This is a genomic window from Nocardioides sp. LS1 (genome assembly GCF_003865225.1).
Classification (GTDB): Bacteria; Actinomycetota; Actinomycetes; order Propionibacteriales; family Nocardioidaceae; genus Nocardioides; species Nocardioides ginsengisegetis.
The window spans coordinates 170,389-182,827 of the sequence record NZ_BIFF01000005.1; the positions used below are offsets into that span (position 1 = coordinate 170,389).

At 73.4% G+C, this 12,439-nt stretch carries 16 protein-coding genes; 6 read left to right on the forward strand and 10 right to left on the reverse strand.

What is annotated here, in order from left to right; translation table 11 throughout:
* The first annotated feature begins 42 nt into the window (after positions 1 to 42).
* Positions 43 to 399: a hypothetical protein gene (locus EJF31_RS15005; protein ID WP_125037961.1), complete on the forward strand. Its 357-nt coding sequence runs from the start codon at positions 43 to 45 to the stop codon at positions 397 to 399.
* Between the two features lies 1 nt (position 400).
* The gene (locus tag EJF31_RS15010; RefSeq protein ID WP_260430887.1) at positions 401 to 1,750 is read left to right on the forward strand and encodes a hypothetical protein; all 1,350 of its coding nucleotides are present in this window, start codon (positions 401 to 403) and stop codon (positions 1,748 to 1,750) included.
* On the opposite strand, the gene EJF31_RS15015 is transcribed toward EJF31_RS15010, so the two are convergent.
* Both EJF31_RS15015 and EJF31_RS15020 read right to left on the reverse strand, forming a co-directional pair.
* The gene (locus tag EJF31_RS15015; protein WP_125037962.1) at positions 1,713 to 2,969 is read right to left on the reverse strand and encodes a hypothetical protein; all 1,257 of its coding nucleotides are present in this window, start codon (positions 2,967 to 2,969) and stop codon (positions 1,713 to 1,715) included. The two genes, EJF31_RS15010 and EJF31_RS15015, sit on opposite strands and share 38 nt — an antisense overlap.
* A gap of 3 nt (positions 2,970 to 2,972) precedes the next feature.
* Positions 2,973 to 3,623 carry a hypothetical protein gene (locus EJF31_RS15020; protein ID WP_125037963.1) on the reverse strand — a complete coding sequence of 217 codons (651 nt, stop codon included), beginning with the start codon at positions 3,621 to 3,623 and terminating at the stop codon, positions 2,973 to 2,975.
* A gap of 98 nt (positions 3,624 to 3,721) precedes the next feature.
* Here EJF31_RS15020 and EJF31_RS15025 point away from each other — a divergent pair, with 98 nt between their 5' ends.
* Entirely contained in the window at positions 3,722 to 3,964 is a 243-nt protein-coding gene (locus tag EJF31_RS15025) for a helix-turn-helix domain-containing protein (protein WP_125037964.1), read from the forward strand.
* Positions 3,965 to 3,969: 5 nt separating this feature from the next.
* Here the strand turns inward: EJF31_RS15025 and EJF31_RS15030 are convergent, their stop codons facing one another.
* The 3 genes from EJF31_RS15030 to sigE are packed head-to-tail and all read right to left on the reverse strand — an operon-like array spanning position 3,970 to position 6,376.
* Entirely contained in the window at positions 3,970 to 5,259 is a 1,290-nt protein-coding gene (locus tag EJF31_RS15030; protein WP_125037965.1) for a S1C family serine protease, read from the reverse strand.
* 35 nt (positions 5,260 to 5,294) lie between these two features.
* Complete coding sequence (locus EJF31_RS15035) at positions 5,295 to 5,786, reverse strand: zf-HC2 domain-containing protein (RefSeq protein ID WP_125037966.1); 492 nt, start codon at positions 5,784 to 5,786, stop codon at positions 5,295 to 5,297.
* Positions 5,783 to 6,376: an RNA polymerase sigma factor SigE gene (sigE, locus tag EJF31_RS15040; RefSeq protein WP_373994729.1), complete on the reverse strand. Its 594-nt coding sequence runs from the start codon at positions 6,374 to 6,376 to the stop codon at positions 5,783 to 5,785. Before sigE ends, EJF31_RS15035 begins: the two co-directional genes overlap by 4 nt.
* Before the next feature lie 274 nt (positions 6,377 to 6,650).
* On the opposite strand from sigE, the gene EJF31_RS15045 reads away from it, so the two are divergent.
* The gene (locus EJF31_RS15045; RefSeq protein WP_373994730.1) at positions 6,651 to 7,289 is read left to right on the forward strand and encodes an O-methyltransferase; all 639 of its coding nucleotides are present in this window, start codon (positions 6,651 to 6,653) and stop codon (positions 7,287 to 7,289) included.
* A 16-nt stretch (positions 7,290 to 7,305) separates the two neighbouring features.
* Here the strand turns inward: EJF31_RS15045 and EJF31_RS15050 are convergent, their stop codons facing one another.
* Genes EJF31_RS15050 through EJF31_RS15060 form a run of 3 tightly spaced genes read right to left on the reverse strand, consistent with a single transcriptional unit; the run spans position 7,306 to position 9,397 of the window.
* Complete coding sequence (locus EJF31_RS15050; protein WP_125037968.1) at positions 7,306 to 7,644, reverse strand: hypothetical protein; 339 nt, start codon at positions 7,642 to 7,644, stop codon at positions 7,306 to 7,308.
* Positions 7,641 to 9,200 (reverse strand): M17 family metallopeptidase, encoded by a 1,560-nt coding sequence (locus tag EJF31_RS15055; protein WP_260430889.1) that lies wholly within the window; start codon positions 9,198 to 9,200, stop codon positions 7,641 to 7,643. The genes EJF31_RS15050 and EJF31_RS15055 overlap by 4 nt, the downstream gene beginning before the upstream one ends.
* Before the next feature lie 29 nt (positions 9,201 to 9,229).
* A complete protein-coding gene (locus tag EJF31_RS15060; RefSeq protein WP_182540000.1) occupies positions 9,230 to 9,397 on the reverse strand; it encodes a DUF3117 domain-containing protein in 168 nt (55 codons plus the stop codon).
* A gap of 184 nt (positions 9,398 to 9,581) precedes the next feature.
* On the opposite strand from EJF31_RS15060, the gene EJF31_RS15065 reads away from it, so the two are divergent.
* Both EJF31_RS15065 and EJF31_RS15070 read left to right on the forward strand, forming a co-directional pair.
* Positions 9,582 to 10,358 carry a PaaX family transcriptional regulator C-terminal domain-containing protein gene (locus EJF31_RS15065; protein ID WP_125037971.1) on the forward strand — a complete coding sequence of 259 codons (777 nt, stop codon included), beginning with the start codon at positions 9,582 to 9,584 and terminating at the stop codon, positions 10,356 to 10,358.
* A gap of 26 nt (positions 10,359 to 10,384) precedes the next feature.
* Positions 10,385 to 11,218, forward strand: coding sequence for an enoyl-CoA hydratase/isomerase family protein (locus EJF31_RS15070; RefSeq protein ID WP_125037972.1), 834 nt, complete (start codon positions 10,385 to 10,387; stop codon positions 11,216 to 11,218).
* 6 nt (positions 11,219 to 11,224) lie between these two features.
* Here EJF31_RS15070 and EJF31_RS15075 read toward each other — a convergent pair whose 3' ends face one another.
* Positions 11,225 to 12,004 carry a M14 family zinc carboxypeptidase gene (locus tag EJF31_RS15075; protein ID WP_125037973.1) on the reverse strand — a complete coding sequence of 260 codons (780 nt, stop codon included), beginning with the start codon at positions 12,002 to 12,004 and terminating at the stop codon, positions 11,225 to 11,227.
* A 6-nt stretch (positions 12,005 to 12,010) separates the two neighbouring features.
* Positions 12,011 to 12,436 carry a hypothetical protein gene (locus EJF31_RS15080; RefSeq protein ID WP_125037974.1) on the reverse strand — a complete coding sequence of 142 codons (426 nt, stop codon included), beginning with the start codon at positions 12,434 to 12,436 and terminating at the stop codon, positions 12,011 to 12,013.
* Positions 12,437 to 12,439: the final 3 nt, after the last annotated feature.

The window sequence follows — 12,439 nt, forward strand, 5'->3', positions numbered from 1 at the left end:
GCCGCGTGCCGTCGAGCACGTCCCGACCCTGTTAGGAACCCGATGCGCCGGATCCTCGCCACCGTGGCGGTCCTCCTCGCCCTGCCCGTCCTCGTCTCCTGCGGCGGGGGCGACTCCTCGTCGGGCGACGTCCCCACGAAGACGATCGAGGTCACGATCAACGGCGACTCGGTGACGCCCAACGGGGACCGGATCGTGATCGACCACGGCCAGACGGTCGAGCTGGTCGTCAAGGCCGACAAGCCGGGCGAGATCCACGTGCACTCGACGCCGGAGCAGGAGTTCCAGTACGGCGCCGGCACCACCACGCTGACCGTGAAGAACCTCGACAAGCCCGGCATCGTCGACATCGAGTCGCACTCGCTGGAGAAGACGATCGTCCAGCTCGAGATCCGCTGACGTGCCGGCCGGGGTGTTCGCCTCCCACGCGGACAAACTGACCTTCGCCCACGGCATCGGCGGGGCCAAGGACCTGCCGGTCTCGCCCGAGCTGGCCATCGCCGGCGCGGTCGCCGCGCTCACCGTCTCGTTCACGGTCCTCGCGGTCGCGTGGCGCAACCCGCGCTACGACGAGGCGACCAGCGGCCGTCCGGCGCCGGCCTGGCTGTCGGCCGTCGTGGACTCCGCCGCCTGGCGCGTCGGCCTGCGGGTGCTGGGCTTCGTGGTCTTCCTGTACGCCGCGATGGCGGCCGTGCTCGGCAAGGACCTCCTCACCAACCCGTTCTTCGGCATGTACTACGTCTGGTGGTGGGTCGGGCTGGTCCCGGCGTCCTTCCTCCTCGGCCCGGTCTGGAAGGCGATCAGCCCGGTCCGCACGATCAACCTGGCCTTCGCCCGGCTCTCGGGCAGCGACCCCGACGAGGGCGTCTTCACCTATCCCGAGCGGCTCGGCCACTGGCCCGCCGCGGTCGGCCTCTTCGCGTTCGTGTGGATGGAGCTGGTCTACCCCTTCAGCACCGAGCTCGGCCCGGTGCGGCTGTGGAGCGCCGTCTACGTCGCGATCATGCTCCTCGGCGGTGCGCTGTTCGGCTCGACCTTCTACGAGCGGGCGGACCCCTTCGAGGTCTACTCCTCGCTGGTCGGGAAGATGTCGGTCTTCGGGCGGCGCGGGCAGCAGCTGGTGCTGCGCAGCCCGCTGGCCAACCTCGACACGGTGGTCGTCCGGCCCGGCCTCGTCGCGGTCGTCGCGGTGCTCTTCGGCAGCACGGCCTTCGACTCGTTCAAGGACTCCTCGCCGTGGGTCCGCTTCGTCCAGTCGACCGACCAGTCGACGTACCTGTTGAACAACGTGGCCCTGCTCGTGTTCTGCGTGGGGGTCGGACTCGTCTTCTCGCTCGGCTGCGTGCTCACCGGGATCGGCGACGACCTGCGGCACCGCGAGCTGCCCAACCGGTTCGCCCACTCGGTGGTGCCGATCGTGGTCGGCTACGTCGTGGCGCACTACCTGACCTACCTCGTCGAGGTCGGCCAGCAGACTTTGATCCAGGCCAGCGACCCCTTCAGCGACGGCAGCAACTACCTCGGCACCGCCGACCTGACCGTCAACTACGGGCTGTCCTACCACCCGACGTTCCTGGCCACCACGAAGGTGCTGGCCGTCGTGCTGGGCCACGTGCTGGGCGTCATCGCGGCCCACGACCGCGCCGTGCGCGTGCTGCCCAAGCGGCACCAGCTGACCGGTCAGCTGCCGCTGCTGGTGGCGATGGTGGCCTTCACCGTCGGAGGGCTCTACCTGCTGTTCGCGGCCTGACGGCCGCGGCTCCGGCCGGGACCCCGAGCACGGCGTCGACGACGCCCGCGACCGCGCGGGCCAGCGGGGAGTCCCCGACCTCGGCGAGGGTGCGGCCCGCGACGAGCGCGCGGTCGGCGGTGGCGCGGTCCTCCGGGAGGAAGTGCAGGGCGGCCGAGCGGGTGAAGCCGGAGACCATCCCGGCGATGTCCTTCTCCGACCAGCCGAGGCTTGCCCGCATCCGGTTGACCACGACGTGGGGTGTCGCGTCGGTCAGCTCGCGGAGCTCGACGAGGCCGCGGGCCAGCCGGGACAGCCCGACCGGGTCGGCGTTGCCGACCACCAGCACCTCGTCCGCGACGGCCAGCGCACCCAGCGTCATCTGGTTGCGGCCCGGACGGGAGCCGAACTCCGAGGCCGGGTCGTCCTCGAGGCTGAAGCCGGTGTCCACGACGACCTGGCCGTGGTCGCGGGCCACCTCGAGGAGGTGCTCGACGGCCCCGGCCCGGACCTCGACCCAGCGGTCGGGACGGGGCAGGCCGGTGACCACGCTCAGGTGGGCGTCGAGCCCCCGCTGGACGGAGGCGAACCGCTCCGCCAGCTGACCCGCCGTGGCGAGCCGGGCGGCCGAGAGCAGACCGGAGACCTCGTCGAGGATGCCGAGCGCCTGCGCGACGGAGCCGCCCCAGGGATCGGCGTCGACCAGCACGGTGCGCAGCCGCCGCCGGCCGAGCTCGGACGCGATCGCCGTGGCGAGGGTCGTGCGGCCCGGTGCGCCGGCGGGACCCCAGACGGCCAGCACGCGGCCCTCGGACGGCACGGCGTCGCCGGGGTCGGGCAGCGGGACGGCCGGCCCGTCGGGGCGGGCCCGGGTCGCGTCGGGGTCCTCGGGCACCGCGGTCACGGCCTCGGGCAGCGCGTCGAGCCGGTCCTCGGCGACCAGCCAGGGGATGCCGATCCGCGAGGCGCGCAGGCGCCCCGCGTCGTCGACCCCGGCCGGCACGATCGCGACGGGCCGGACGCCGTGCTTGCGGAGGTGGTCGGTGGCGGCCAGGTCGAGGCCGGGAGCGTCCAGGCCCAGCACGGCGACATCGGCCTGGCCCGCGGTCGCGGCCGCGAGCAGGTCGGCGACGTCGACGCAGCGCTTGAGCACCACGATGCCGGGGCTCTCCCCCAGCAGCCGCAGGGCCGGGGACTCCCAGGCGGCACCGGCCGCGACGACGAGCACGACGACGGGCACGGGTCAGCTCCGTCGTACGACGGTGACGACGGGGTCCTCCAGCGAGCCGAGCAGCGCGAAGAACGCCGCGGCGTCCTCCTGCGCGACGGCCAGCACCAGCTGGCGCTTGCCGGTCGTGCTGAAGCCCTCGTCGACGGGCGGGGCGTCGACGACGGTGACGCCGGACAGCGCCGGGCCGTCGGCGGGGTGCCTGCCCCGGGACGCGGCGGGGACCAGCCACACGTCGACCACGGAGCCCTGGTCGACCGACCCGGGCACCTGCTCGGCGTCGACGGCGACCGGCAGCTCGACGGAGTCGCTCTCCCCGGCCGTGCCGACGGCCGCACGCGGCAGGAGCTCGCCGGCGCCCACGCCCCGGGTCAGCTCGAGGTCGGCGGGCAGCTCGTCGTCGACGGTGAAGTAGCCCGCGAGGTCGGCGTCGTCGACGAACCGGACCCGCGTGGCGACGAGGTCGTCGGCCTGCACGCGGTCGCCCGCACCCATGTCGGAGGCGGCCGACCAGACCTGCACGCTGTCGTCGGCGGCGGCCATCAACCGCGACCCCGCGACGACCGAGGCGGCCACGATGACGATGCCGACCCACATGCGCGGGTCACGCCAGCCGGGCGTGGCCGCACGGGTGGCGGCGGGCGGTTCCCCGAGATCCCTGGACACGGGAGACATCATGCTCAGCGGCGGCCGATCGGAAACCCGTCCTCCACAGGCTGGGGTCGGGGCCGCCGCGCCGGGGGCCGGGATGCGACCATGGGCGCATGTCCGGCACGCCCCGCTTCCTCACCCTCGCCGACGTCGCCGAGGTGCTCAACACCTCCAGCGCCCAGGTCTACGCGCTGGTGCGACGAGGCGACCTGCCGGCGATCAAGATCGGCGGTCGCGGCCAGTGGCGGGTCGAGGCGGCCCAGCTCGAGGACTTCATCCAGCGGATGTACGCCGAGACCCGGACCTTCGTCGACGAGCACCCCTACGTCGAGGCGGGCGAGCGCCCCGAGGCCTGAGGGCCTCAGCCCACCTCGGAGCCGAGCTTCACCTCGATCGTGCGCTCCTTGCCGTCCCGGACGACGGTGAAGCGCAGCCGCTCGCCGGGCTGGTGGGACCGGATCGAGACGATCAGCGCGATGCCGTCGCTGACGCGCTCCCCGTTGACCGCGGTGATGAGGTCGCCCTTCTCCAGCCCGCTCCGGTCGGCCGGGGTGCCGGAGAGGACCTCGTCGATGACGGCGCCCTTGCCATCGTCCTGGCCCCCGGTCTGGACCTTCGCCCCGATGACGGGGTAGCGGGCCTCGCCGGTGCGCAGGATCTGGTCGGCGGTCACCTTGACCTGCTCGATCGGGATCGCGAAGCCGACGCCGATGTTGCCCGACTCGCCGCTGGTGCTGCTGCCGGTGGTGGCGATCGCGGAGTTGACGCCCACGACCTGTCCCCGCAGGTTGACCAGCGGACCACCGGAGTTACCGGGGTTGATGGCCGCGTCGGTCTGCACCGCGTTGATGTACGACGAGTCGTTGGCCGAGTCGCCGGTGGTCACCGGCCGGTGCAGCGCCGACACGATGCCGGCCGTGACCGTCGAGCTCAGGCCGAGCGGCGAGCCGAAGGCGACGACCCCCTCGCCGACGCGCAGCTGCTGGGAGGAGCCCAGCGAGGCCGGCTTGAGGCCCTTGGCGCCCGCGGCGTACAGGACGGCGAGGTCGTAGACCGGGCTGCGGCCCACCAGGGTGGCCTCGTAGCGGTTGCCGTCCTGGTCGACGATCTCGATCGGGCCGTCGTCGGAGGCCGCCGAGGCCACGACGTGGTTGTTGGTGATGATGTGCCCCTGGCGGTCCAGCACGAAGCCGGAGCCGGTGGCGCCGCCCTTCTCGCCGTCGTACTCGGCGGAGATCTGGACGGTGCTGGGCAGCAGCTCCTGGGCGACCGCGGCGACCGAGCCGTTGTCGGCTGCCAGGGGCGGGGCATTGACGGTGTCGACGCCGGCCAGGCCGCTGGAGACGGTGCCGACGTTGTCGGTGCGGAAGTGCTCGTAGGCCACCCCGCCGACGGCTCCGCCGACGACGCCGACCACGAGGGCGAGGACGGCCACGACCGGCCAGATCCACCCGGGCACCCGACCGCGGGGCGGCGCCTGCCGGGCCGGCACGGCGGGCGGCGCCTGCGTGCCCGGGGGCGGGAACGCCGCCCACTGCCCCGGCGGCGGCTGGGAGGTCGGCGGCATCCAGGACAGCGGCCGCGTGGGCTCGCCGTCGGTGCCGTCCGCGGGCTGGGGACCGGGTGCGCGACCCGGTTCGTCCTCGTTCACCCCCCTATCTTCACCCCGAGGGCGAAATCAGGGTGTCAACGGGTGCGGTGCAACCTCGCCGCGCGGTGGCCGGCGAGGTCCGCGGTGGGGCTGGGCGTGGACGCGCCGAAGGAGTCGGTCGGCCGGACCAGGTTGGTCACCGGCGCCCGCCGGTCACCGGCCGGTGCGTCGGCCGGGGCGAGTCCGAGGGCCAGCACGCCCATCACGGCGGCCCCCACCGCGCCGCCGCCGATCACGACGAGCCCGGTGTTGATCCGGGAGCGCTGGTCGCCCTGGCGGGCGTGCGCGAGGTAGACGTCGCCGGGGGGCATGCCGGGGCTGCCCAGCAGCGACCCCTTGAGGTGGTCGGAGGCGCCGGTGCTGCCGAAGGAGAGGCCGGCGAGGCGGGTCTTGACCCAGCCCTCGCGCTCGACCTGGTCACGGCAGGCGTGACAGGTGTGGACGTGCGCCCAGGCGCGCTCGGCCTCGTCCGGCGGGAGCTGGCCGTCGAGGAGCGCGCTGACGCGGGAGCCGAGGTGTCCGATCACGGGCGCATCACCGGGCCTCGTGCGGTCACGGTGGGGCCGGAGTAGCGGACCCGGCCGTCGGTGGGCGCGCGGTGCGCGAGCGCGGAGCGCAGCATCGCGCGGCCGCGGTGGATGCGGGAGCGGACGGTGCCGAGCTTGGCGTCGAGGATCTCGGAGATCTCCTCGTAGGAGAGCCCCTCCACGTCGCAGAGGACGACCGCGGCGCGGAAGTCCGGCGGCAGGGTCGCCAGGGCGCGCTCGATGTCGTCGTCGAAGGTCTGGTCGGCGTACGCCGCGTCGGGCGTCGGCGTGGTGCTGGTCAGGCGGTCCGCGCGCTCGTCGGACAGGGCGTCGAAGCGGATCCGCTGCTTGCGACGGGCCTGGTCGAGGAAGAGGTTGGTGGTGATCCGGTGCAGCCAGCCCTCGAAGGTGCCGGGCGTGTAGGTCGACAGGCTCCGGAAGACGCGGACGAAGACCTCCTGGGTCAGGTCCTCGGCGTCGTGGCGGTTGCCGGTGAGCCGGTAGGCCAGTCGGTAGACGCGGTCGGAGTGGCGTTCGACGATCTCGTCCCAGGTGGGGACGCCGGTCTCGCCCGACGGGTCGGCCTGCATGGCGTCCACCGGTGTCTCCTTGCCGCGCGAGGACCGCGCCTGTGATCCGAACAGCGTCCTGACCTCTCTCACGCTAGGAACTGAGACTGAGAGGACCCTGTGAGGGGTGCCTCCGCCGACCTGAGAACTCATCAGCCCCAACGACCCGGGGCCTCCCGGTGTTCCCGGGTTGTGCCGCTTCTTCCCCGGGCCGGGACACGCTTCACGATACGGTGGGGCCGCGCCCGGCTCCGGCGGTCGGCGCCCGAACCAGGAGGCCACCATCACCACCCCGATCAAGCCCGCGAGTTGGTCCTACGCCGAAGGGTTCGTCGCCGAGGACGAGGTCCTCGCCGCGGCGCGTGCGCGTGCCGAGGAGGTCGGCGTCGTCGCGATCGGCTCCGGCGGTGGCGCGGCGCTCCGGTTCCTGGCCGCCGTCCTGGACGCGCGCGCCGTCGTCGAGATCGGCACCGGCACCGGCGTCTCCGGCCTCTGGCTGCTGCGCGGCATGCGCTCCGACGGCGTCCTCACCACCGTCGACATCGAGGCCGAGCACCAGCGGCTGGCCCGTCAGTCCTTCAGCGAGGCCGGCATCCCGGCCAACCGCGCGCGCACGATCTCGGGCGCGGCGCTCGACGTGCTCCCCCGCCTGACCGACGGCCACTACGACCTGGTCTTCTGCGACGGCGACAAGGCGGAGTACTCCGCCTACCTCAAGGAGGCCCTGCGCCTCCTGCGCCCCGGCGGCGTGGTGGCCTTCGACAACGCGCTGTGGCACGACAAGGTGGCCGACCCGGCCCAGCGCGATGAGGACACCGTCTCCATCCGCGAGCTCGGCAACGAGATCGCCGAGCACCCCTCGCTGGTCGCCGCGCTCCTGCCCGTCGGTGACGGGCTGCTCGTCGCCAAGAAGGAGTGGTCCCCCGAGGGCTGACGCCCCGGGGAGCCGATCAGAAGCGCGGTGCGGCGGTGAAGCCGTCCCAGCCCTCGGCGACGGCGACGACGTCGCACGCCTCGATGAGGACCGGCGCGCTGCCGATCAGCTGCGAGCCCGGCGCCTCGGCGGCGCCGGCCGTGAACGTCTCCTGGAAGGCCGCGCGGGCCTCGTCGGTGGAGAAGACGTAGCAGCCCTCGAACCACTCGCCCGCGCGCATCCGCCACGTCTTGAAGTGCAGCCCGGCCAGGCCGGTGAACTTCGCGTGGGAGCTGCCCTCGACGTACGACGCCAGCTCCTCCTCGATGCCCGCGGGGGCGTCGACGAGGGACCAGCGGACGGTCAGGCCCTTCACGAAAGGCCCCCGGTGGGGTCCTCGCTGCGCAGCCACTGGAGCAGCAGGCGGGCGCCGAAGCCGGTGGGGCCGGTGGTCCACTCGTGCCACTCAGACGGCGAGTCGCCGACCGAGGCCAGGTCGAGGTGGGCCCACGGGGTGGACCCGACGAAGTGCTGGAGGAACAGGGCGGCGGTGATCGCGCCGGGTCCGCCGGGAGCGTTGTCGGCGTCGGCGACCTTGGAGGCGAGCTTCTCCTCGTAGGCCTCGGCCAGCGGGAAGCGCCACAGGGGCTCGCCCGCGGCGGCGCCCGCCTCGTCGATGACCCGCGCGAGCACGTCGTTGTTGGCGAAGAAGCCGCCGGTGCGCTGGCCGAGCGCGACCTTCATCGCGCCGGTGAGCGTGGCGACGTCGACGATCACGTCGGGCCCGATCGTGTCCACGGCGTAGGCGAGCGCGTCGGCCATGACCAGGCGGCCCTCGGCGTCGGTGTTGGTGACCTCGCTCGTGCGCCCGCCGTAGTGGCGGACGACGTCACTGGGACGCAGGGAGTTGCCGCCGACGGCGTTCTCGGCGGCGGCCACGAGGCCGACGACCCGCACCGGGCAGCCGACCGCGGCGAGCGCGGCCATGACCGCGATGACGACGGCGCCGCCGGTCATGTCGCGCTTCATGTTGACCATCGCCTCGCCGGGCTTGATCGACAGGCCGCCGGTGTCGAAGGTGATGCCCTTGCCCACGAGGACGACGGTCGGCGTCTTGCGTCCGGCCGTGACCGGCGCGTAGTCCATCCGGATCAGGCGGGGCGGTGTGGCCGAGGCCTGGCCGACCCCGACGATGCCACCGAAGCCCTCGGCGGCCAGTCGCTGCTCGTCCCAGACGGTGACCTCGAGCCCCGCCTCCGCGCCGGCGAGGCGGGCCTGCTCGGCCAGCCACTCCGGGCTCTTGAGGTTGGAGGGCACGGTCGAGAGCAGTCGCGCGCGCCAGCCGGCGCCTCCGACCGCGAGGGCGCGGTCCAGGGCGGGGGCGAGCTCGTCGGCGTCGGGCAGCCCGGTGAGGACCACCCGGCCGACGGGCGGCTTCTCGGGAGCCTCCGAGCGCCAGTGGAACTGGAAGGACCCCAGCATCAGGCCGACGACGAACGCCTCGAGCCCGGCCTCGTCGGTCAGGCTCGCGATCGAGGTGGCGACGCTGGCCCGGCCGGCGACCGCGCGACCGAGTGCGGCACCCGCACGACGGAGGTCTTCGGGACGCTGCTCACCGACCCCGACGAGGAGCACCCAGCGCAGGGCCTCGTTGTGCGGGGCCCCCTGCGGGACGGGGTAGGAGGTGACCTCCCCGACCTTGCCGGTGGCCTCGTGCATCTCCAGCACGGCGAGCAGGTCGACCACGAGGTCGGCCCCCAGCTCGTCGGCCCCGGGGCCGAGCAGCACCGTGCTGTCCGGTCCGTCGGGCGCCGGCAGCACCGGCAGGGCCACCACCTCGGCCCCGACGATGGCGTGCGCGCGCAGGTCACTGAGCGCGAACTCCGGGGGTGATGCCTGGGTGGGAAGGGACAGAGTCTGGGGCGACGTCACCGTGTGTGTCACTGGGAAGCGTGTCGGCGTCAGCCGACGACGGCCTTGAGGGCGTCGCCGAGCGAGCCGGCCTCCTCGGCGTTGAGCTCCACCACGAGGCGTCCCCCGCCTTCGAGCGGGACGCGCATCACGATGCCGCGCCCCTCCTTGGTGACCTCCAGCGGACCGTCCCCAGTCCGCGGCTTCATGGCCGCCATCCGCGCACCTCTTCCTTGTGCAGTTCCAGAGGCGAGCCGCTCCGAGCGAGCAGGCACGCCGTACGCAGCGTCCATTATCCCCCATGAACCCGGCGCTCCCGACCACGGCACTCCCGAGGGGCCGCGCGCAACTCCGCCGACAACTCGCGAGCGGATCGTCGGACGGTGCTGGCATCATCGCTGCATGCACGCACGGTCGGCGTTGTTCGACGTCTACGGCGACCACCTGAGGGCCCGCGGCAGCCAGGCCCCGGTGGCGGCCGTCGTGCGCCTGCTCGACCCGGTCGGCATCGCGGCGCCCGCCGTGCGCACCGCCATCTCGCGGATGGTCGGCGAGGGCTGGCTGGAGCCCGTCGCCCTGCCGGCCGGCCGCGGCTACCGCACCACCGACCGCGCCAACCGGCGGCTCGACGAGGCCGCCGACCGCATCTACCGCCGCACCGAGCCCGCGTGGGACGGCGGCTGGCACCTCGCGTTCGTGGCGCCGCCGCCGGGCCGCAGCGCCCGCACCCGCCTGCGTGCCGACCTCGGGTTCGTCGGCTACGCCGAGCTCGCCGACAACGTCTGGGTGAGTCCCTTCCACCGCAGCGAGCTCGACGAGGTGCTCGAGCGCGCCGGCGCCCTGGTGCGCACCGCCCGGGCGACCGACATCGACCCGCCGCCCACCGGCGCCTGGGACCTGGAGTCCCTCGAGCGCGCCTACGTCGAGTGGCTGGCCACCGCCGACGACCTCATCGCGCAGCAGCTCGACGCCCACCGCGACGAGGACGAGGCGGCCTTCGCGGCGCGGTTCCACCTCGTCCACGAGTGGCGGAAGTTCCTCTTCGCCGACCCCGGCCTGCCCTCCTCCCTGCTGCCCGACGACTGGCCGGGGCGGGCCGCGGGCGAGCTGTTCGCCAGCGAGGCCACGCGGCTCAAGCCGGGCGCCGACCGGTTCGTGGCGAGGTGCCTCGACGTCTGAGACCGGGGCTGGGCAGACTGCAGCCCATGACCGACTCCTCCTCCACGTCCCTCGGGTCCCCCGGGTCCCCCGACAGTGCTGTGCTGCTCGACGTCACCGACGGCGTCGCGACCATCACGCTCAACCGCCCCGACGCGATGAACAGCCTCGACATCGCCACGAAGGTGCTGCTGCTCGAGACGGTGCGCACCGTGGCCGACGACCCCGCGGTGCGGTGCGTGGTGCTGACCGGCACCGGTCGCGCCTTCTGCACGGGCCAGGACCTCAAGGAGCACGTCCAGCTGCTCGAGAGCGGCGGCAGCGACCAGCTCTTCAGCACCGTCGACGAGCACTACAACCCGATCGTCACTGCCCTCGCCGGGATGGCCAAGCCGGTCATCGCCGCCGTCAACGGCGTGGCCGCGGGCGCCGGGGCCAGCCTGGCCTTCGCGTGCGACCTGCGCGTCGTGGCCGACACGGCCGGCTTCAACCTCGCCTTCGCCAACGTGGCCCTGTCCTGCGACACCGGCGCGAGCTACCACCTCCAGCAGCTCGTCGGCCGGGCGCGCGCCATCGAGCTGCTCTACTTCCCCCGCACGATCAAGGCCGACGAGGCACTCGAGCTCGGGCTCGCGACGAGCGTCGTCCCCGCCGACGGGCTGGCCGCCGAGGTCGGCGCCCTGGCGGCGCGCCTGGCCGCCGGACCGACCGTGGCCCTGGGCGCGATGCGGCGCTCGGTCGCCTACTCGGCGGGGCACTCCTTCGAGGAGTCCCTGGAGTTCGAGAGCTCGATGATGACGCTCACCGGCGCGACCTCCGACCACCGCGAGGCGGTCGCGGCGTTCGTGAACAAGCAGAAGCCGACCTTCGAGGGCCGCTGAGCGGGGCTACTGCTCGAAGTCGTATTCGCCCCGCCAGGCACCGAAGATCGACAGGACCTGGCGGGGTGCGACCTGCCGCATGCGCGTGCGCGGCGGGTGGGCGCCGTACTCGACGGTGAGGGCGTTGCCCCGGAAGTTGTGGTTGAACCAGCCGGTCATCGTGCCGTGGCAGACCCCGCCGCACGTGAAGGACTTGGCCGGCAGGTCCAGCGCCCTGGCGACGCGTGTGGCGAACTTCGGCCGCTTGGTGTCGGTGTCGACGCCGTGGAGCGGCTGGTGGAAGCTCAGGATCCACTGCGGCCGGACCTTGCCGAGGAACTTCATCATCGCCCGGGTCTCGGGCTCCGAGGCCGGCTTGCTGCCCGACTCGTAGTTGCCGTCGAGTGCTGCCCAGTGGAAGGGGTAGTTGCGGTTGAGGTCGACGCCGTGGGCGTTGCGGCGGGTGCCGGCGGCGAGGCCGTCGGGGTTGTACGTCGGCACGACCCACAGGTCGACGCCGAGGATGGGGTCGCCGTCGCGCAGTGCCCGCAGGATCTGGGCGGGGGCGCTCTCGTTGCCGTGCATGGTGGCGATCAGCACGACCTTGGCGGTGTGCGGGCGGCCCTGCTCGCCGAGGTGCCAGGCCACGATGGGCCGGCCCTGCACGGACTTGCCGATGACCCGCTTCTCCACGACCGCGCGATGGGCCCCCGTGGCAGCCTGCGCGGGGGCGACGGTCTGGCCGGAGACGGCGCTGCCGGCCAGCAGCGTGAGTGCGGTGAGGACGGTCCCGAGGCGTCGACGCACGGGTCGCTACACCGCCGCCGTGAGGTAGGCCCAGGTGAAGACGCAGACGCCGACGAGCATGCCGACGTGGGCCAGGACGGAGAGACCGGGGCCCTCGGACCAGGTGTCCTCGGAGCCGGTCGAGGCGTGCCGTCCGTGGCTGGGCATCCAGCGCACCAGGATCAGCAGGCCGGAGACGACCACGACCCACCAGAAGGCCAGCGCGATGATGCCCGTCGCGGCGCCGCCGAGCGCGGAGTTCTCGTCGGCCACGAGGTAGACGAGCCACGTCACGAGCGCCAGCGCGCCCGCTCCGCTGTGGAGGTTGAGGAGCCCGTTGCCGACCTGGAACCTCCCGGCGCCACCGTCGTCGTTGCCCAGGCGGAGCCTGGTCAGGACGATGACGACGGCCGCGAGGGCGGTCAGCACGTAGACGATCACCTGGGTCGACACGCC